Below are 18,974 nucleotides of genomic sequence, written 5' to 3' on the forward strand. Positions count from 1 at the left end.
GTGCAGGTCGTTTCACAGCGCAACGTCGGCATCAACGCTGCTGGCGTGGTGTGTGATCGCGGAGTTGTCCTCGACGCTGTCAGCGCTGCTCCAGTCCGCGAACTCCGCGCCGGGCAGAGCCGCGGCAGTGGCGTCGTCGATGGCCGCGCCGCCACCTCGATCTGCGCGCGGGAGCACGTCGCCGAGGTGGTCCTCAATCCCCTCGGCCATGGTCTCGGAGGCGGTGAGATCGCGAACGGGCTGCGCGTAGTGGTCGATGCCTGAGTCGCTGGTTTGTTGGTGCCGGTAGGTGCCGTCGCGTCCGACTCGGTAGGCGGCCTCGATATCGGCTGACGGCACACCGGCGTCGGCGGCCTCAACCCGAGCGATGCGCGCCGCAGTGAGCAGGGATTCCAAGCGGGCGATGTGGGCCTGGTCCTTTTCGGGTGAGCCATCCCATCGCTGCGATAGCCATGCGTGTTCGGCGGTGAGATCCTGCAGCTGGCGCAAGGCGGCGCGCTGGCGGGCGGTGCGTTCGTCAGCGCCGGTGTCGAGGTCGCCGAGTTCTTCCTCGGCCGCCAGCAGCTGATCGGTTTCGGCGATGATCGCGTTGATCTCGGCCAGATTGACCAGTTCGGGGCCGCGGCCACCGAGAGCTCGGTCCAGCAGGCTGGTGCGCTCGGCGTCTTGTCCTGCCGCGCGATCTTGTCCTGCCGAAGGCTGCGGTGGGCGCCAGCGGGTGCCGTCTTGCTCCGAGCCGGTGACGATGGTTTCGATGTGGCCTGTGATTTCGGCGGCTTGGCGCAGGTTGCGCCACGTCATCGCGTCGAGACCGATATCTCCTGCGGCTTTGGCTTGGGCGATGCTGCTGTAGGCGGCGCGGGTGGTTTCCGGGCGCAGTTCCCACCCGGAGACGGCGGCTTGTAGTTGTTCCCACAGTCTGCGGTGCTCGATGGATTCGTGGCGGCCCCACCGAGCGGCCAACGCATCGGCTTGGTTGGTGAATTCCTGCTCCTGCTCCGGTGTTTCGGCGAACGGTGTGAACAGCCGCAGGTTGTAGTAGTGCGTGAAATCCGCTCTGATCTGGGCCTCGGTGGGATCGGCGGCGTCGTGGTAGTAGACCGGATCGGTGGCTGCGCGCCGCGGTTCGGGCCAGCTCATCGCTGCGCCCACCGATCGCTGCCCATACGCACCTGTGGGAGGTGCGGGGAAACAGACTCGGATGTGGTGGACATCGTCGACCTCCAGTAAGGAAGGCGTGTGCCGCGAACCGTCTCGGCGGTGCCGCGGTGTTCGAATGTCCCCTGGCAGTGCGGTTTCGGCGTCTCGGTCAGTACCCGTGACCGGTACGTCGACGAAAAGCGTGTGCTACGAGTGGATCTGTAGTCGCTCAGCTGTTGCGTGATGTTGGGCTAGTACGGGTCGGTGTCCAGCTCGATCGGCTGGTTCGGGTCGTTGGCGTCGGTGGCGTAGTCGTGCGCGATGTCCCAGTCCTCGACGCCCTCGGGCAGAGCGGCGTCGATGGCCTCGGATATGGCGGTGGAATCGGCGGCGCGCTCGAATTCGCTGGCGGCGCCGCTGATGGCCGCGTCGACGAATTCCGCGCGCAGCGACGTGGTCGCGGTGGCGATCATCTGCTGCGGGGTCGGCGGAGTTGCCTCGGCGCCAGCGACGGGGATGCCGGTATCGGGGTCGGTAGGAATGTAGGGCGGGATCGCGAGGTCGTCGCGAGGGCTCGCGTAGGAGTTCCATTCGTTGACCAGGGTCAGTTCGTCGTAGGTTTCGAGATGGACCGCATGGTGTCGCCGGTCGCCGTCGGCACCGGGACCCCACAGCAGGTCAGCTTCGGTCGCGGTGATCTGTGCGGCGTGGGCCAGAGCGGTGACCCGCTGGTGGTAAAGCTGCATATTCTGGCTGAATTGGGCTGCGGCAACCGGATTGGTGCCGAAGCTCCACCGTCCGGTTTCGATGCGGTCCGCCCGGGCGGCGGACAGGCCGGCCATCCGTTCCAGATGCCACAGGTCCAGCGCGAGCATGTCGACGTAGAAGTCCTGAGCGGCATTGTCGCGGGCCGGGTTCTGCCGCACCCCGGCATCGACGCGCGGGCGCGAACTTCGGGTGCCGAGTTCACGCGCGTCCTCGATCCAGGCCGGTTCGATCCCTGCGGTGAGCGCGGTTTGTTCGGCCTGTTCTCGCTGAGCTTCGAGCCCGTCCAGATGGGTTTGCCACACCGTGCGTGGATCGTCCTCGGCGGTCACGGTTTCGAAGTTTTCCCACCCGGCATCCAAGATGCGGGTGTGTTCGGCTGCCAGCAGCCGGATCCGCAGCAGCAGTTGCGCCTGCCATTGGACCTCCGACTGCGGCGGCGAGGACTCGGGTTCGGGAGTTGTCATCGTTGTGCTCGCCTCACCGCTCGAACCCGACCCACGCGCCAGGTTCGGGCGGGCGAGTCTCGGGTTCCGAGACCGGTTCGCTGTCCCAGCCCACCGCCGGATCAACCGCCAACGCGGCGTCGACGGCTATGTCGATGCGCACCTCGGCACTCACCTCGCCCCGTGTGGCGGTGCCGGTGAGCGCTTGGGTGGCGCGTTCGACGAGCTGATGCGGGGCCGGAGGTAACGCCATCCCCGGGTCCTGTGCCCGGTCGGCGGCCAGGTTGTCGATGCTGCGCCGCGCTTCGTGTTCGATGCCGCGCCAGGTGTAAGTGCGCCATCGTTCGTGTAGAGCCGCGTCGCTATAGCGGTGCACTGTCGCTGCCGCCAGGTGTGTCCACCCGGCGTCGTCGCGGCCCCATATCTCGGCGCGTTCGTCGCCGGTTAGGCCGATGACGTGGCCGGTGTCCTTCGCGCGGGTCCACAGTGCCGCCATGTTCCGGTCGAACTGCGCTTGCGCGGTCGGGTCGGGCGGGAAGCGTCCGTCGACGCTGCGCAGGCGGTGGGCGACGTTGATCGCGGCCATGTGCTCGAGCTGCCACACATCGGCTGCGATGCCTTCGATCAAGTGTGCGCGCACGGGGTCCTCGCCGTGGCGCGTGGTGGGTGGGGAATGCACGCTGTCGCCCCATCTCAGTCCCCGCGTTCCCATCTCGCGCGCTTGCGCGATCGCCGCGGCCGGGACGCCGACGGCGCTGGCGTGGATTTCGATCTCGTGGCGATCGGCGGCGAGGGCGAGGAGGTGGGTGCGCCAGGTCTGCATCGGGACTTCGCCGCTGCCGTAGTGGGCCTCGTAGGTGGGGTGGCCTTGTAGCAGGACCCGCACATGGTCGGCGGAGGCGTTCTGGATGCGTTCGAGCAGCCGCAGTTTCCAGCTGGGCAGTCCCTCGATCTCGGGTATCGGTTCACTCATGGCTCGTTGCCCTCTTCCTGAAAGAGATTGGTGTCCAGTTGTTTTCAAGTTGCTGAATGGACGACAGGTTTGCGTGGGGTCATGGCTCGTGCCCGCGGTTGACCTCGGTCGGGGCCGAGGTGGTTGCGGAGTCGGCAGTGTCGGAGGGCGCAAGCGCCAGGGGCGAGTCGTCGGTCACGCCGGTGGCCTCGATCGCGGCGTTGATCCCGGCGGCCTCGAGTCCGCGGTCGGGGTCGGTGACCGTCAGTGGTGTGGAACGTCTGTCGAGGGTGGTGAGGGCGGTGGCGGCGAGTTCGACCATGCGGTCCGGGGAGATCGGCATATGGGCGGCGATGTCATCGTGGGTGATCCCGGCGGATTGCAGCACGATCACCGGCATTGTGATCGCGGTGAAATCCGTGCCCGACACCTGGTTCCATTGCGCTGCCAGCTGCCGGTCGCTGGATGCGGCGAACTGCTCGGCGACTGCGGTCGACCAGTGCTGGTCGCCGCGCTGCCACACCTGGTGGCGTTCTTCCTCGCTCAATGACAGTGCGTGGGAGACCGCGCCGAGGCGCTGCCAGGTCATGCCCATGACTCGTCGAAACTGCGCTACTGCGGCACCATTCAGCTCACTGCGGCGGGTGTGGGCGGCGGCGACACCGGCCATGGCCTGCAAGCCGCGTACGTCCCTGGCCAATGCCTCTGTCAGTGCGCGTCGCTCGACGTGTCCGGACCCGAGCAGCACCTGACCCGGCTGCCACTGGCCGCCACGCTCGCCTGCGGCGCGGGCGTAGTCGATCCATGCCTTCGGTACACCGACGGCCAACGCCACACCCTCGATCTGTTCGCGCGAACGCTCGCCGATACGCAAGTGCTGCAATACTTCTGGCGATGGACGGTGTTTTCCGGCGAGACGGGTGCGTTCGGTGCGCTGGTGGTTGTCGTAGGCCAGGTTCTGCACGGCTTTGAGCAGATGCGCCTGCAGCGGGGTCGGTGTGACCATCTCACCGACTCCCATCGCCAGGTAGTCGAACCGCCGCGGTTCTGGGTTCGCTGGTCATGGTTCGATTCCCGGATCCGGGGCCACTGTGTGGGAAGGTGAGGGCGGTTCGGCATCCAGATCGAAATCCAATTCAGTGAGGCCGTCGCCGGTGGTGCCGGTGGCATCGATCGCGTCGCCGATCACCGCTCCCTCGTCGGGCTCGATGTCCACATCGCCGGACAGATCAGCGAACTCGTGGGCCAGGTGGGTGGCGAAACTGAGTTCCTCTGTGAGACAGACGATGTCGTCCATCGCCACCGACGACCCGGCATGCTCCCCGGCCCTCGCGTCGAGGTCATCGAAGTCTTCGATGACGGTGGCGTCGATGACGTCGGTGTAGTCGGTGCCGGTGTCTTCTACGAAACGCTCGTCGAAGGCGTCGGCATCGCGGTGGTGTTGCTCGGACAACCCCTCCGCGCCCTTGGCGGATGCGAACGCCGCTGCCGAAGCCTTCGCTTCGCCGGATTCACCCTGGGCGGTCAAAGTGTCGCTGAAACCCGCTGCACGGCGCCGGGTCTCGATCAGCAACTTCTTGAATTCGATGTCGAGCTTGTGCAGTTCGACCGCGCGGGTCTCCCGGTTGGTCTGGTGTTCGCGTTCGAGCTTTCCTGCCTTGTTTCGCCGGTCCAGGTCGGCATCGGCGCGTTGGATTTGTCGCCACTTGTGCCACTGCTCCATCTCATGCGCTCCACCGCCGCGCTCGATGCGGTGACGCACCTCATCGACTCTGGCGGAGTTGAGTTCGCGCTTGTGGCCCGCTTCTTCCACGGCGTCGATCACCCGGAGACGGTGTTCGATGAAGGAACGCTGCTCCTTGGAGTTTGCGTGGCGGATCCGTTGCTCGGACTCGGCCTTCGACCGTGCTTCCCCACCGCGGCCGCGCATCAGCGCGGCGGTGGTGTGCGCGGTTTGCAGCGCCTGAACGAAACCGCCGCGCATCGCCTGGCTGCTCTCTTCGACCGGATCACCACTCACGAGAGCACCTGTATTCCCGACAACGCCCACGCCGCCGCAGCGGTACGGGTGGCGTTGGCATACACCGCCCACCTGATCGGGGGTTGGTCACCCGGCTGCAGGTCCACCCCGAGCACACGGCTCGCTGTGGTCGCGGTATCGGTGGGACGGTCGTCGCTGCTCATGTGAACGGATGCGGTGATCGTGGTAGCGGCGGTGCGCCACTGCTGCCATTGGGTGGGGCTCACTGGCGCCCATACCAGGGCCGCGGGCTCTGCGCGGCTGGCGAATCCGGGATCCATCAACGTCCGCGCGGCCCGAAATGCCACCCGCTGATCGGCGTGCTCGCTCGGCCGATAACTGAACACAGCGCGCACCACCTCGGTCAGCACGGCATCAGCCGAACACGGGTCTACCGCAGCGAACGGCGGGGCGAAACGTACTGCCCTGCAATTCCGCTCATCATTGGCCACGGGCTGAGGTGTGTTCGCGGCGCAGGCAGTGGTCATTGCGGCGACGGCGATAGCCGCGTTCAGGACGGTTGCTGCGGTCATGCCGACTCCTGGTGTGGGTGTAGGAGGGCGCCGAGGTCGGTGGTGCACAAGTCGACGGCGTCGCGGCGGCTGCATTGTTCGGCGGCCGGGTTGTGCACGGGGTTGGTCACCAGGTCCAGTACCAGCGCGGCGGTGACGGCGGCGCGGTGCAGGTTCTCGACGTCGATGCCCTGGCCACGGGCCAGGATCAGGTGCAGGGTGGCCGCGTCGGCGCCCCATTGGGTGCGGGCCCATCCGGCCAGCCAGATCGCTTGTCGCGCTGAGGCTTCCGCCGCCTCGGTCCTGGTTTCTATGACGGTGCCGATCGGAAACCGGTCATGCCAGATGACCTGTCCGTCGGCGCGGCAGACGGTAAAGGTGTCCAGGGTGGCGGCCGACCAGAGCGTCAGGTGCGGTCCGCGCGCCGCCATAGCGATCGACCGCTGGTCGAGGGTGCGGCGGCTGGCTTCGGTTTGGCGCAATCCTTCATAGTCGATCCCCGCTTCGACCAGCAGTGCGGTCAGGTATCGCTCGAAGGTTCCAGTGTCGGTGAACCCGTGTTCGATCGCGACTCGATCGAATTGGCGGGTGCTGATGAATCCGTGCAACTCGGCCGCACGCACAGGCACGACCATCTCCGGCGTGACGCCAGAGTGCGGGCGCGCTGCTGTGGGCGTGGTTTTCATGCTCGTCCTCCCGGGGTGGTATCGAGGGGTGAAGTGGTGGCGGGAACGTCGTAGCGGCGCACGTCGGCGTGTTCGTCCCAAGCACTGAGGGGGGTCAACGTGACGGTTTGCCCTGCCTGCGGCGCGTGCAGCAGCATCTCGGTGCCGGTCTTGTCGTCGGGGCCGGAGTAGACCCGGCCGTAGTAGATGCCGACGTGATGGGAATCCGTCCCGGCCGGGGTGGTGAAGAAAATCAGGTCCCCCGGTGCCCGATCCGCGAGCAGCACCGAACGCGCACTCGGGTGGTCTTGTTGGGCTTGGGTGTAGTGCGGCAGGCGGATCCGGCCACCGGAGGCTTGGTAGATCGCGTAGAGAGTCAACCCAGAGCAGTCGAATCCGCCGCCGGTCGGGCCGGTGGTGTCGCCGCCGCCCCACACATACGGAGTGCCGATCCATTTCATCGCCGCCTCGATGACCGCGCGACCGAACGCACTGGCGTGCGCGGGTAGTGGCGTCCCGGATCCGTTCGGCCCGCACCCGGCGGGTGAGGACCCGTCTTGGCGGGAGTGCATCGGGGCGGTATCGATGTCGGCGAACATCGCATAGAGCCGTTGCGCCAAATCTAGTTGCGCCCTATAGGCATTGGGCGCGGATTGTTCGATCGCCTGTGCCAGCTCGGCCGGTGACATGTGTGCGGCGGCGGACCCGAGTTGCGCGGCGTGGTCGTAGAACCAGTTAATTTGGTAGATCGGGTTCATCAGGGTGGCGATACCGACTGATCCCCAGACGCTGGCACGCATCTGGTGCGGGCCGAGTGAGTCGTGGTCATAGCCCAGGCCGTCGTTGCTGTAGTTCAGCGATTCCGGCACTGCGGGGTTGGCCAGGTTGCGGAAGGTGGATTCGGTGGCGGCGGCGGCCAGCTCGGCGATGATCATGTTCTGTGACATGCCGCGTTGTTTGCCGATCACGACACCGTTGCGGGCCAGCTGTAACTGGCGCTCCGACAACCCCACCACTGATGTGCCGGTGGCACCACTGATCGCGGCGGCACTGTTGGCCAGTGGAGCAGCGCACGAACGAGCCGAATCGACGCCGACCACCATCAGCAGCAGTAGGATCAGCGCAATCGGTAGCGAGATCGCTGTCGCGATGACGGTTTTCGAGGTATCCATCACCACCACCTGCTCGGTTCCCCTGCCGCGGGCAGGTTGTCGAAGCGGCGGTTGGTGTTATGGATATCCGCAGCACGCTCGGTGGGGGTGAACACCAGCCGGAACGGGATACCGGGTTCGTCGGCTTCGCCGGTCTTGAGCAGGAAACAGCCCGTGCCCGGTGGGGTTTCACGACGTGAGGGGTCCAAGTCGTCATCCGAGGGTGGGCGCGGCGCCGCCCATGAAGTGACAAGGCGTTTCTCGGTGTCGGTGATGCCGACCGCGTTGCGGATGCGGTTGATCTCCTCCGGCCCCACCGGTCCGATCAATTTCGCGCGAGCTCGCTCGAAGAACCCGAGGGCCTTGGCTTGTACCCCAACGGAGTCGAACGCGGCGAGGTCTTTGATGGTGTGGGAGCACATGATCAGCCCGGTCCCCAGCGCCCGATTCAATCGGGTCAGGGCATCGACGCGGTCGACCATGAAATCGCCCACGCCCAGCACCCGCCAGATCTCGTCCATGACGACTTCGAACGTGCGTGGCGGGGCGAGCCCGGCGTCAGCGAGTGCGTGCGCGGCGGCGACCGCGCCGAAGCCCTCGCTCCAGCAGACCATCAGCACCGCCGCCAAGAGTTTGGTGTCGCCTTCGGGGATGCGGCTGACATCCACACACACCGCGGGGCTGGCCAAGTCCAGGCCGGTGGTGGTCGGCCCGTTGAAGATCGCGCCGAACGGTCCTTCGACCAGCGCGCGTAAGGACCGCCGCAGGGTTTTGGTGCTGGCGCGGTAGGCGGGTTCGTCGTCTTCCTCGGCGAACTGGCGCAGTTGGTCCCCGCCGCCGGAGATGACCTCCAGCAGGTTCGACAGCAGCGGCGGGTGTTCGTAGCTGAAACCACCTGTCGGGCTGTAGAGTTCGCGCAGCCCGGCGGCGAGGAGTACTTCTTCGTAGTCGGCGACGCGGGATCCGCGGACGAGTTCGATGAGCCCGGCGACGATGTTGACCTGTCCGGCTTCGACCCGGGCGGTGACCTGGCGGCGCTGGTCGGGGTCGGTGAGTCGCGCCACCACAGCACCGAGTGCGCCGACATCGAGGGGGTTGATGGTGCCGTGCCCGTAGCCGACGTCGACGACTTGCCCGCCGAGTTTCACGACGAGGTCGCGGTAGTCGGGTTTGGTGTCGCCCATGCACAGCACGGTTTCCCCGGCCGCGACCGCGCCGGTGACCATTCGTCGGATCAGGCTCGATTTGCCGAAACCATTGAGTGCCAGAACAAATGCGATCGGGGCGGTGATGAAGCCCCGCAGAAACCAGCTCATCGGGTCGAAATGCACCGGGGCACCGGTGATGTAGTGCGCGCCGACCGGCGTGCCGACGGTGGGCGCGCTGGCACCAACAGTGAAGGGCCACAATCCGCCCACTTGCACGGTTGTCGCACGCCACTCCCGCATACCGGGCACCACCGCGGCGCGGCCACCGCCGAGCCCACGGTAGCCGCGATCGGTCAGCGCCAGCAGCGATCGGTCGAAGCCTGCGCGGCCGGTTTCCTCCCCGCGGCGGGCCGCGGTGGCCCGGCGATGGTCATCGCTGGATATCGCCAGCCGTGCCCGCCAACCACGCAACCCAGACTTGGCAGCGGCCGTCTCGATCGCGGCACGCGTGTGTGGTGTGAGAACTCGGACACCGGCGATCGTTTCGGTGCGGGCGGGGCGAGATCCCTTGGCGCGGTGGGAGTTCAATTCAACACCCCCTTGGAAATGGAAGTGTGCTCGGGCAAGATCAACCCGATTCCGAGGCTGGCTGCGAACGCCGCGGCCTGGCTGCCGTAGCAGCGGCGTACCCCCAAGCGGGAGGCAGCGGCCATCGCTTTCACCGACGCTTCGATGCCGGGCAAGTCCGCGTCGAGGTGATCGGTGACCGTCACCAGCGCCCCGAACCGGGTCAAGCCCGCCCCACGCGCCTGCTCCTCCCGGGCGGCTTGGGTATTGCCGACCCGGATCCGCGCCGACGCGCTCGCGATCCCGCGTTCGGTCTGCTCCGCCGCGACCGCGTCACGAAAGTCGGAGTCCACCAACGTGGTTGCCTCAGCGGCCGAATGCAGCCGGTAGACGATCGCCACCCGCTTGCGTGGCACGTCGGCGCGCGGGCGCAGTAACTCCTCGAGCACGGTTTCCATGACCGCACCGCGTGGGGCGGCGTCCATTTCCCAGGTGATCGAGCGAGCACCGTCGTGCAGGTAGTGATCCCAGCGGTCCCTGTGCGCCAGCGGGCCGACCGAGTCCCACGACTGTGTACGGAGGATCTCGGCACCGGCGGCTTCGACATCGCGTTGGGCGGCGAGGTCGTAGCGGGTGCGCACCAATCCCAGGACCTCCCATGCCTGCAGCGGTGTCGCTGGGAGCCCCGCGCGGGCCAGCTGGGACAGGACTCCTTGCAGGCGTTGCCCGATCTCGCGGGCCTGCTCGGCCTCATCACGGCGGATGCGGCCCTTGCCGATCGCGCGGTAGGTGATCGCGATACGCGCTTCGATCCGCACCCCGACCCCACCGATATCAGCAGCGGCTTCCCTCATCACCGCCTTCGCATACGTCGGAGCATCCGGGCGCACCAGGCGGGTGACCTCCCGGGCCTGTTTGAGCCGGGTCTCGACGACGTTGTCCAACACCGCGGTCACCGCGACGACTTCCCCACCGCGACTCTGAGTCGCTAGGAACTGGCCGTACCCTTCGACCCAGGCGTCGATCTGGGCTTGGTCGACGAGTTCTTTACCGCGCGGGATCACCCGCAGCACCACCGTGTAGTGGTCGCTGCGGCGGATATGGATCATGGCGAACCGTTTCCCGCCCGCCGTCTCGTACTCCGCCAGCCGCGAATCCGCCAACAGTCCAGGCAGTTTCGCAATCCCGGGAATCTTGGAGAACCGGCCAGCCTGATAGACGTGCTCACCGCGAGCTGCCGCAGCGGCGAACTGGACTCGCAGCAAGACGATCTCCCAGCCGGTACGCCCGTTGCGGGTGATCGCCAGCGGTGTGAACACCAGCGCCGCGGCGGCTACCAAACTCGCAGCCACCGACAGCGACCGGGTGAGCATGAACCCCACCATCACGGCGATGATCAAGCCCAGCCCGAGCATGGACACACCCCAGGTCAAGCCGAAGAACCCGGCCGAGCGAGGGCGTTCCCAGCGCCCGTACATGCGCGTGGTCATCGCCGAACCTCCCCCGGCCCCAACGCATCAGGATCCAGACCACCCTCCGTGGCGTCTCGGGTCTGGCTCTCGATGGCCGAAACCCCCTGCTGTCCCAGTTGCGCACCCAGCATGACTGCAGCGGCCACCCCGGCACCGGCGGCGCCACCAGCACCGGCCGCCTCCCCGCCGCTGCCCGCACCAGCCGCGTTCGACGACTTCGCTGCAGCGGCTCCGCGTGGCGGTGCACCACCGCCATTCGAGTTGCCGCCCGAACCGCCATGGCCGACGCCAGGGCTGCCCGCCCCAGAGGGGGAGGCACCGATGCCACCACTGCCGTCGGGCATCGGGCGGCCCCCTCCACCACCGCCTGCTCCAGGCGGGTCCCTGGGTGGTGGTGATGCGCCGCCCGGGTCGTTCTCGCCTTCGCTGACCTTGCGGCCTCGCGAGCGGTCGCCCAGCGAGGCCATCGCTACACCTGCAGCACCGCCTGCCAGCACGGCCGCCGCACCGCCCCCGCCTCCCAGAGGCGCCACCGCAGGTGCGACCAGCCGGATCAGCGCGGGCAGAACCACCACACTCATCACCAGCAGGATCAGCCCCAACAGGATCAGCTGCGGATCTCGCTGCTCCTCGCGGCCGATGACCGCAAACGCGATCGCATAGATGAGCGCTCCGGTCGGTTTGAACAGCACGAACGCCAGCGACCAACTCAACAGCTTCTTGTATGCCTGCGAGCCTGGCCCGGTACCCGAGGCCGCAGCGGCCAGTGGGATCACGGCCACGACGAGGATCAGCAAGGCTTGGCGGATAACCAACATCACCAGCTGGATCAAGGTGCTGATCGAACCAAGTAGACCAACCAGCAAGAGCAGTCCGGTCCCGAGCCCGGAGCGGGTATTGGCGTCGAATTCGGTCAGGCGGCCTACGACACCGTCCAGGTCACCACCGCTGGCGTCGAACAGGATCCAGTTGGCGAAGCTGTCACCGGCGCGGGTTCCGGTGGTGATCACCGCGGCGAAGGCCATCGACGCGAACACCGCCCGCGCCAGCATCAGAAAGCTCTCCTGTGCCTCGCCCGCGACCCCGCCCCGTTTCGCCAGCGCCAGCCGCGCCGCAGCGAACATGATCCCGGTGGTCAGTAGCAGCACTTGCAGCCCGCTGCTGTATTCGCGGATCGCCGACAGCGCTGTGTCGGGCTCGTCTCCCGCGCCGGTGAGTTGCGGTGAGGGAATGGTGGTCCACCAGGTCATAGCGATCCGTAGCACTTTGGTGAAACCGTCGAGCAGGCTGTCGGCGAAGTCATCGAGCGCGGAACTGGCTGCCTCGGTTGCAGCGTGCCCGAGTTGTTCGCATGCCTGCTGAGGCCCAAGCGGCATGTCGCAGACATCGGGGATGGGCAGCTGGGTTCGCCATGTCGTGATCGCGGTGACCGGTGCGCCGATGAGGGCTGTATCGATCATGACAAGCCCTTCCAGTTTCCGAACCCCGTGAGGGAAGAGGCGGAAGTGCCTGGGCCCCAGAGTGTTTCGATGTTCTCTGGTACTCGCACCTGCCAGTCGCCGCCGATCCAGGCCATCGGCCAGGTCGAGATCGTGTAGCCGATGTCGTCGTGGGTAGCGAACTGCACAAGGGCGAGGTCGTCGCGGTAGCCGGGCTGGATCCTGACGCCGTCGGGGACCACGACGTAGCGGGCGGCGTCGCGGGTGCGCTGGCGGGAGCGGGTGAATCGGTCGAGTAGTGCTTGGCCGCCGCCGTAGTAGCGTTCTCGCGCGACTTGCTGCCACACACCGTCAGGCGCGGCCAGAGCACGAGCCAGCGCGTCGGCGGCGGCGAGCGCGGCACCTTGCGGGGTGTGGGCGAATCCTGTTGCGATGCCGTCGTTAATGCGGGCGGGCCCGTCGCTGCCCGATATCGGTAGTGCCGCTCCGCCCCAGCCGCGCTGCCACTGCATGCGCGCGGGCGGGGTCGTCAGGTAGTCCGGGCTGGCGGGGTCGATTCGGGTGCTCGGATCTTGTGGAAGAGCGGCCCCGGATTGCTCGTCTGGCACTTCCAGGCGGTTGCCGAACAGGTCGGTGGTCGGCGGCAACGGCACGACCGTTGGTGGCCGCTCGGGAAAGGTTCGTTCGGTCGGGGTGTGGATGTTGCCGGGATCTGCTGGGATATCGCGGTGGCCGGTGTCGCGTGTGATGGTCAGCGCGAACGCTGCGATCACGACGGCGGTGATGCCCGCGAGCAGGATGATCAGCAGGCGATGGGATTTCACGGTGGGTCTCCTCAGCGCGGGGTGAATGCGGCCATGTCCGGCGGCGGCACCGCGAGGGCGGTGACAGGAGCGGCGGTCGGGTCCTCGGGTAGCCGCAGCCGCCAGTCCTCGCCTTGCCAGGTGACGTGGGTGTTGTTGCGGGTGACGGAGTTGTCGGGGTGGAGGGTGTAGATATCGACGTCAGTGGCGTCGAGGGTGTGGTGGGCGATCACGTAACCGAGGACTTTCGGTGCGCCGCTGGTGATGGGTGCGGTGATCGAGATTTGGGCGCGGGCAGTAGCCCAGTTGTCACGAACTGGTCCTGGGGCGAGCATGCGCGCTCCGACCATCGCCCACTGGGTGTCGGTGGCGATGGACATCCGCACCGTCGAATGGATCGCGGCCAGCGCGGCACCTGCCGGTGAATGATCGAATCCGCTGGCTACCGGTCCGTCGATGTGGTGTGGACCTTGGTCAGCGACTGGAAGGTCGACGCCTAGGAAGCTCTGCCACCGCAGTCCGGTGGGCACGGTGGGGTTCGCGGTCGCGCTGTCGGGGGCGGAATCGCGGGAGCCCTCGGAACCGCAGGCGAGCAAGCCAGCCGCCGCGGTCAGTCCGACGCAGGCGAGCATCGCCATAACGCGGCTGCGACGGGAGCGGAAAAGGTTCACTGAGTGGCCTCCTTGGACGAATCAGGTGGGCAGAACGGTGATGGCGATGGAGCTGGCCGCCCCGAGCAGGGCCGCGCCCAGCAGTGCGCCGAGCAGTCCTTCGACGCCTTCTTCGCGGTACATGCGGATCGCCAGCAGCCCACCGACCCACACCGCACGAGCGATGCACAGCAGCAGCACGAACCACATCAGGTAGCCCAGCAATTGAGTCAGCGGCGAAAGCACCTGCGCAGGAAGCGGTTTGGCGATCACAGCGGGCAACCATGCTGTTGGGTGCGGTAGGCAACCTCGAGCGCGGCCAGGATCGGCTCGCAGGCTTTGGCGGGCTCGACGTAGGGCAGGGAGTGCCCGGCGCCGGGGATGCTGTCGTACTCACCCCAGATTTGCTCGGCCAGGCGTTCGGATCTGCTGGGTGCGACAACGGGATCGAGTTGCCCGGTCAGCACCCACGTCGGGACACATCGCAAAATGCTGGCCGCCTCATGGGTCAAGGCGGTGCCGCTGCAGGCGGCGAGCACTGCGTCGAGGTTTCCGCTCGACCTCCCGCTGCGGACGGCGTCGACCAGATTGCGGCGCGGCAATCGGTAGCGGGTCGGAGGCTCAGATAGGTCGGCGGTCAGTTCCTCGACGAGCTGACGCCCTCGCTGTCGGGAGCGACTGCCTTCGACGTGGATGCCAGGTCTTGGGAGCCAAGGGAATTCGGGGCATCCGTTGAACAGCACGATGCCTGTCAAGGCGCGGGCACGGCCTGGGCATTGCTCGGCCCAGGCCTGCACCAGCAGCGAAGCGATCGAGTGCGCGACCAGGACGACCGCGCCGTGCGCGTGGGCTAGGACCGTGTCGAGGTCATCGACCAGCGTCCGCAATATAGTTGCGGCCTCGGTTTGTGGATGCTCGGATGCGCCGTGTCCGCGTTGGTCATACACGATCTGGGCGATGCCGCCGTCTAGGCGTTGGTGGAGATGCTCGGTCAGTGGCGTCCAGTAGCTGGAGTCGGTGAACATGGCGTGGAGATAGACCACGCTCGCCGGAGGGCAGGCTGGGCCCAGCCGTGCGGCCGAAAGCTGGACCCCATCGGGGGCAGTAATAGCGAACGAGCTCGCGTCGGGATGATCGGCGGTGTGGTGTTCGGACGCCGCATTCGCTGCGGGTGGGACTTGGGCTTCGGCGCTGCGGGTGCCGGATGTGGTTGTCAGCGGTTGGAGATGAATCGGGAAGTGGCGCATGGGTTATGCGCCTCCGGTGACGACAGCGTTCATGATCATTCCGGCGCTGGTGGCGATAATGCCGCCGACCAGGGCAGCCAGGATGATCTTGGGTGATTCGACCGCGCCCCCGTGCCATCTCTCCCACCCGAATTTGCCGCCGGCGTAGATCAAGGCGGCGATTCCGGCGAGCATGACGATCCAGGACAGGTAGTTGACCAGGTTGACCAGCTTGTCCGCGCCCGGCGGCGAGACCGGGGTGATCTGAATCTGCTGGGCGAGCACGGTGATCGCCTCGTCGACCGCTTTGGCGGTGGTCATGGCTCTTTCTCCGAATCCTGTTGTGCGGCAGCCTTACTGCGGGCGGCTGCGAGATGGGTGATGATCTGGGTTCCGGTGCGATGCACGTCGGCGGGAACTGCCGCGCGTAGCCGCGATCGGCGTGGCGGTGGCGGCTCGAATGGCAGAAACTGGGCGAGTTCGGAGAGTTCACAGACGACGAGCTCGTCGTGCCAGCCGATCTGGTAGACGTGAGCGACCAGCTCGGCGACGACACCGTGATACCGAGCCACCGCCGAGGGCACCTTTCCCGGGCGAGCCGCCGTGAGTACCAGCCCGATCACGTCCACACCGTCGGGTGCCAGTCCGGCGTGCCATTCGCGTAGCCGTTCGGCTGCTGCGGTCAGACCGGGCATGCACAGTCGGGCGGCGACGATGACGTCCTGCGTGGTCCGCGGTGAGGCGGGCCAGGCCAGACCGGTGTCGGCAGCCGGTGCCCACCACCTCGCCAGCGTCGAGGTCCCGGCACCGCCATGGGCGCCGAGCACGGCGAATAGCGGTGGATGGGCACCCGTCGTCGGCAAAGGCATCTCCCGGACTGGGGCTACCTGTTCCGGCGCGGTGATGGTGCCCAGTTCGAGACGGTGCCCCAGGTCTCGGTGATTTTCGTGTACGTGCAGCGGTGCGGCCATCATTCAGCCCCGCTTCTGAATGTTGGTGATGACGACGCCGTCCGGGTTGTGGCCGACGTTGATCAGCTGCAGGTAGTCGATGCGCTCACCGTTGGGGTGCTGCTCGACCAGATGTACGTCCGCGGTGCCCTCGGCTATCGGGGTGATCGCGACGCAGTGGGTGGTTCCGGTCGGGATCGAGGCGATGCCCGCTGCCAGCCCTTCGGCGGTGAGACCCGCCTCGGAGGCAACCAGGCGCAGTGCTGCCTCGGCGCTGCGCTGTCGGTAGTAGGCGTGTTCGAACGCCGCGATCACTCCGGTCAGGCTGTGGGTGTCGCCCACAGTGTCGGTGACGGTCGGCCCGGACAACCCGGTGCACGGGCCGCCGGTCGGTGGGGTCGATGTCGCAATGCCCGCAGTCGCGGTGGGTATTACCGCAGTCGTGTCCGGATGCTCAGCGATCGAGTTGATTGCCACGCCGACCAATACAGCGGCCACACCGAGGGCGCCAGCAAGCGCGATCCACACCCTTCGCGGCACGCTCGCACGGTTGCTGTGGCTGGCGGGCGATGGAGGTAGCTGTTTGATCCATTGCCATTCGATGCCGCTGTCTGAGTTCGCGTCCTCAGTGCCGGGCGGGACAGGTTGCAGGGCAAAAGGTTCGGCGAGATCAAGCCAACCAGCGCCATGTTCGGTGTCGGTTCGGGTGTTGGGCATCTCGGTTCTCACCTCCTCGATGTGGTGGGTGGGAAGTGTGGGCCCTCCGGGCGGAATGCCAGGGGAGAATCAGCTGACGGGATTGGGTACGTCGGCGAATCCGAGCTCCGCCCGAAGGGGTCTAGGGGCCGGCGCTCGACGTCGTGGCCTGCATCACAGGACGGCGGCCAGAGGTGGGTGTCGCGTTCGTCGAGCGGACCGCGGATTGTGGTGGGCCGGAAGTAATTCCGGTGGCGGCGAGGTCGCGGGCCAGCGCAGTGAACCAGTCGGCCGTCGCGGTCAAAGCTGAGTGTCCGGACTGCGTGGCGGGCACGGTTTGGTAGGAACCGTGGCGACCGGCGGTGTCGCTGTATTTGGCCGAGCTGGCCACGGTGTACAGCTCGCCGTGGTCGGTGATGGTGCTGGTGATCGCCTCGAAGGCTTGATTGATCCAACGGCTGCCGGTTTGCGGCGGTATCAACTCCACGACCGCCGCGGCGAGTTTGGTACCCAATGCGGCGACCGCCGACCACGGATCGGCCATACCGACGGTGGCCAACTCAGCGATCGTCGCTGGTGTGAACACCTTCTGCGCGACTGATACCACCGCATTCAGACCGATGGTGCCGAGCTTGAACAATGCCGACAGTGCCTCAGCAGGCGTCGAGGGTGTGGCGGTCGGACTGGATGCCTCAGCCAGGCGTTGACCGAGAGACTTGCTGGGTTCGTAGGACAACTGATCGAGACTGGTCCCACTCAGGTCCTCGTTGACCACATTGACCGCCGTCGTGTAGACCGTTGCCGACAACGCCTGCGCGACAGTGGAAATCGCGGCGATCGGGTCACGCAGATCCGATCGGGCGGCGATGTTGGCCACTGCGGTGGCCAGCGGACTCCCGGTGGGTGCGTCGCAGGTGGCATCGCCTGCGACGCACAGATCCGCAACGCGTCCGGTCAATACCCCGTACCCACTGAATCCGGCGGAGCCAGCAATCCCTATGCCGGTCAGCACTGGATTGCTCAGCGTGATCGACGCGACCTTCTCCCCTGTCGTACCGGGCGCGGCCGTGGGCGTGGTCGCCTGTGGCAGGCCGGGAAGTACTGGCGTACTGGCCGCGCGAGTGGGGTTGGCCAGCAAGGCGATTCCGGCGATGTCGTCTGCGGATACATTGGCACCACCGGTTCCGACGCGTTGGGCGAAAGTTGAGACCGCGGCTGCGCCCTGCGCGTAACCCACGACGGCGATCTTGGTGGTGGGGCACCTTGTGATGACCTCGGCGGCCATCTGTTCCAGGTGCTGCGCGGCGGCGGTGATCGCAGGGTCGTAGGGCAGGGCCGTCCCGTCGGCGGCTCGGCCATAGGGCACGTAGGCGCGCTGCACGAGTTCCCCCGCGGCAGCGGCCAGCGGGCCGAAGACCTGGCCTAAAGCCCCGGAGTCGCTGACGATCCCGGCATCCGGGGTCGCCTCGTCGCTGCCCTGCACCCCGAGCGCATACAGGCTTGGGCACTTCGTACCGAGAGGGACACCATCATCGGCGTGTACCGCGCTGACACCGGCGACCGACACGGTGATCAGCGCGACTACTGTCGCCGCGACGTGTCGCAACGCCGGGATCTTGATAGTGCAGGGATGCATCGGATTTCACCTCGATCTGTGCTGGGCTAGGGCCTGCCCGCACCCCGGCGAGAGGGTCGTGGTGCGGGCAGGCGATTCAGGTGGTCTGCGGGCTCGGTGGTGCCGGGCGTGTGCTGTGTTCGGGTCGGTGTGCCAGAAAGTTGGCAAGACGGGCGGTGGCTTCGGCGGAACCGTCGGTGGCGGCGCCGCTGTGGCTGTTCGTGTATTCCCGCCAGCTCAAATCGACTCCGAGAGAGCGATATTCGGCGAACAGATTGCGTCCCATCGCCACGGGCACCAGGGCGTCCTCGGTGCCGTGATACAGATGCACCGGTACCTCCGGGGCCGCGTAGCCGTTGACCTCGTTGGCCAGCACGTACTGCCAGATGGGGTCGTTCCACGGATCGACTCGCTCGCACCACTGCCCCAACGGTCGGTTGCGATAGGTGACCAGCAGCGTCGCCGCGTCGAGTTCTCGAGCCTGCTCGACGATGCGGTGTCCCTCATCTGTGAGCAGGTGTCCCACCGGCAGATGGGTGTACGCACGCGCAAGCCCGATCAGTCCCGCCAATGCCAGCCCGGCCCACGGCCCGCCATCGATCTCAGTGATCAGCGCACCAGGATCGGTCACAACAGCTCCGGCAGCGACCCCACGAAGATCCAGCTCCGGCGCATATCGGGGATGCTGCTCGGCGGCCGAAATCGCCACGCGGCCACCATCGGCGTACCCCCACACCACGCACGGCGCGCTCGCGGA

At 66.9% G+C, this 18,974-nt stretch carries 20 protein-coding genes; all 20 read right to left on the minus strand.

Translation table 11 applies throughout. The annotated features are described in order from the left end of the window. Positions 1-12: 12 nt before the first annotated feature. Entirely contained in the window at positions 13-1,140 is a 1,128-nt protein-coding gene (locus tag NP3_RS21090; protein WP_063043318.1) for a hypothetical protein, read from the minus strand. 251 nt (positions 1,141-1,391) lie between these two features. After that, complete coding sequence (locus NP3_RS21095; RefSeq protein WP_063043319.1) at positions 1,392-2,372, minus strand: hypothetical protein; 981 nt, start codon at positions 2,370-2,372, stop codon at positions 1,392-1,394. Positions 2,373-2,385: 13 nt separating this feature from the next. Continuing rightward, positions 2,386-3,324: a hypothetical protein gene (locus NP3_RS21100; protein ID WP_063043320.1), complete on the minus strand. Its 939-nt coding sequence runs from the start codon at positions 3,322-3,324 to the stop codon at positions 2,386-2,388. 79 nt (positions 3,325-3,403) lie between these two features. Then, positions 3,404-4,309 (minus strand): hypothetical protein, encoded by a 906-nt coding sequence (locus tag NP3_RS21105; RefSeq protein WP_157124429.1) that lies wholly within the window; start codon positions 4,307-4,309, stop codon positions 3,404-3,406. 54 nt (positions 4,310-4,363) lie between these two features. Further along, entirely contained in the window at positions 4,364-5,323 is a 960-nt protein-coding gene (locus NP3_RS21110) for a hypothetical protein (protein WP_063043322.1), read from the minus strand. Beyond that, positions 5,320-5,856 (minus strand): hypothetical protein, encoded by a 537-nt coding sequence (locus tag NP3_RS21115; protein WP_063043323.1) that lies wholly within the window; start codon positions 5,854-5,856, stop codon positions 5,320-5,322. Before NP3_RS21115 ends, NP3_RS21110 begins: the two co-directional genes overlap by 4 nt. Then, positions 5,853-6,521: a hypothetical protein gene (locus tag NP3_RS21120; protein WP_157124430.1), complete on the minus strand. Its 669-nt coding sequence runs from the start codon at positions 6,519-6,521 to the stop codon at positions 5,853-5,855. Before NP3_RS21120 ends, NP3_RS21115 begins: the two co-directional genes overlap by 4 nt. Next, positions 6,518-7,672: a C40 family peptidase gene (locus tag NP3_RS21125; RefSeq protein WP_245721049.1), complete on the minus strand. Its 1,155-nt coding sequence runs from the start codon at positions 7,670-7,672 to the stop codon at positions 6,518-6,520. Before NP3_RS21125 ends, NP3_RS21120 begins: the two co-directional genes overlap by 4 nt. After that, complete coding sequence (locus tag NP3_RS21130) at positions 7,672-9,387, minus strand: putative type IV secretion/conjugal transfer ATPase (RefSeq protein WP_063824838.1); 1,716 nt, start codon at positions 9,385-9,387, stop codon at positions 7,672-7,674. The genes NP3_RS21125 and NP3_RS21130 overlap by 1 nt, the downstream gene beginning before the upstream one ends. Further along, positions 9,384-10,856, minus strand: coding sequence for an SCO6880 family protein (locus NP3_RS21135; RefSeq protein ID WP_063043326.1), 1,473 nt, complete (start codon positions 10,854-10,856; stop codon positions 9,384-9,386). Before NP3_RS21135 ends, NP3_RS21130 begins: the two co-directional genes overlap by 4 nt. Next, entirely contained in the window at positions 10,853-12,298 is a 1,446-nt protein-coding gene (locus tag NP3_RS21140; protein ID WP_063043327.1) for a TrbL/VirB6 family protein, read from the minus strand. The genes NP3_RS21135 and NP3_RS21140 overlap by 4 nt, the downstream gene beginning before the upstream one ends. Then, a complete protein-coding gene (locus NP3_RS21145) occupies positions 12,295-13,101 on the minus strand; it encodes a DUF8175 domain-containg protein (RefSeq protein WP_063043328.1) in 807 nt (268 codons plus the stop codon). The genes NP3_RS21140 and NP3_RS21145 overlap by 4 nt, the downstream gene beginning before the upstream one ends. 11 nt (positions 13,102-13,112) lie before the next feature. Beyond that, on the minus strand, positions 13,113-13,751 hold the full coding sequence (locus NP3_RS21150; RefSeq protein WP_157124431.1) for a DUF8175 domain-containg protein: 639 nt from the start codon (positions 13,749-13,751) through the stop codon (positions 13,113-13,115). A 21-nt stretch (positions 13,752-13,772) separates the two neighbouring features. Continuing rightward, positions 13,773-14,003, minus strand: coding sequence for a hypothetical protein (locus tag NP3_RS21155; protein WP_063043330.1), 231 nt, complete (start codon positions 14,001-14,003; stop codon positions 13,773-13,775). Next, positions 14,000-14,977 (minus strand): alpha/beta fold hydrolase, encoded by a 978-nt coding sequence (locus tag NP3_RS21160; RefSeq protein WP_063043331.1) that lies wholly within the window; start codon positions 14,975-14,977, stop codon positions 14,000-14,002. Before NP3_RS21160 ends, NP3_RS21155 begins: the two co-directional genes overlap by 4 nt. A gap of 3 nt (positions 14,978-14,980) precedes the next feature. Beyond that, positions 14,981-15,277 (minus strand): hypothetical protein, encoded by a 297-nt coding sequence (locus NP3_RS21165; RefSeq protein ID WP_063043332.1) that lies wholly within the window; start codon positions 15,275-15,277, stop codon positions 14,981-14,983. After that, positions 15,274-15,927, minus strand: coding sequence for a hypothetical protein (locus NP3_RS21170; protein WP_169814529.1), 654 nt, complete (start codon positions 15,925-15,927; stop codon positions 15,274-15,276). The genes NP3_RS21165 and NP3_RS21170 overlap by 4 nt, the downstream gene beginning before the upstream one ends. 3 nt (positions 15,928-15,930) lie before the next feature. Continuing rightward, on the minus strand, positions 15,931-16,446 hold the full coding sequence (locus NP3_RS21175) for a DUF8176 domain-containing protein (RefSeq protein ID WP_157124432.1): 516 nt from the start codon (positions 16,444-16,446) through the stop codon (positions 15,931-15,933). 298 nt (positions 16,447-16,744) lie between these two features. After that, positions 16,745-18,238, minus strand: a complete 1,494-nt coding sequence (locus tag NP3_RS21180; RefSeq protein ID WP_084508747.1) for a cutinase family protein — start codon at positions 18,236-18,238, stop codon at positions 16,745-16,747. Between the two features lie 76 nt (positions 18,239-18,314). Continuing rightward, the coding region (locus NP3_RS21185; protein ID WP_281197455.1) for a lipase family protein at positions 18,315-18,974 on the minus strand (660 nt) is incomplete at its 5' end.

Source organism: Nocardia pseudovaccinii NBRC 100343, assembly GCF_001613225.1.
Taxonomy (GTDB): domain Bacteria; phylum Actinomycetota; class Actinomycetes; order Mycobacteriales; family Mycobacteriaceae; genus Nocardia; species Nocardia pseudovaccinii.

What these genes read in the sequence shown, in the direction of transcription:
- NP3_RS21090 (WP_063043318.1), bottom strand. Translation starts at nt 1,140, where the DNA reads ATGAGCTGGCCCGAACCGCGGCGCGCAGCCACCGATCCGGTCTACTAC.
- NP3_RS21095 (WP_063043319.1), bottom strand. Translation starts at nt 2,372, where the DNA reads ATGACAACTCCCGAACCCGAGTCCTCGCCGCCGCAGTCGGAGGTCCAA.
- NP3_RS21100 (WP_063043320.1), bottom strand. Translation starts at nt 3,324, where the DNA reads ATGAGTGAACCGATACCCGAGATCGAGGGACTGCCCAGCTGGAAACTG.
- NP3_RS21105 (WP_157124429.1), bottom strand. Translation starts at nt 4,309, where the DNA reads ATGGTCACACCGACCCCGCTGCAGGCGCATCTGCTCAAAGCCGTGCAG.
- NP3_RS21115 (WP_063043323.1), bottom strand. Translation starts at nt 5,856, where the DNA reads ATGACCGCAGCAACCGTCCTGAACGCGGCTATCGCCGTCGCCGCAATG.
- NP3_RS21120 (WP_157124430.1), bottom strand. Translation starts at nt 6,521, where the DNA reads ATGAAAACCACGCCCACAGCAGCGCGCCCGCACTCTGGCGTCACGCCG.
- NP3_RS21125 (WP_245721049.1), bottom strand. Translation starts at nt 7,672, where the DNA reads ATGGATACCTCGAAAACCGTCATCGCGACAGCGATCTCGCTACCGATT.
- NP3_RS21135 (WP_063043326.1), bottom strand. Translation starts at nt 10,856, where the DNA reads ATGACCACGCGCATGTACGGGCGCTGGGAACGCCCTCGCTCGGCCGGG.
- NP3_RS21140 (WP_063043327.1), bottom strand. Translation starts at nt 12,298, where the DNA reads ATGATCGATACAGCCCTCATCGGCGCACCGGTCACCGCGATCACGACA.
- NP3_RS21160 (WP_063043331.1), bottom strand. Translation starts at nt 14,977, where the DNA reads ATGCGCCACTTCCCGATTCATCTCCAACCGCTGACAACCACATCCGGC.
- NP3_RS21165 (WP_063043332.1), bottom strand. Translation starts at nt 15,277, where the DNA reads ATGACCACCGCCAAAGCGGTCGACGAGGCGATCACCGTGCTCGCCCAG.
- NP3_RS21170 (WP_169814529.1), bottom strand. Translation starts at nt 15,927, where the DNA reads ATGGCCGCACCGCTGCACGTACACGAAAATCACCGAGACCTGGGGCAC.
- NP3_RS21180 (WP_084508747.1), bottom strand. Translation starts at nt 18,238, where the DNA reads ATGCATCCCTGCACTATCAAGATCCCGGCGTTGCGACACGTCGCGGCG.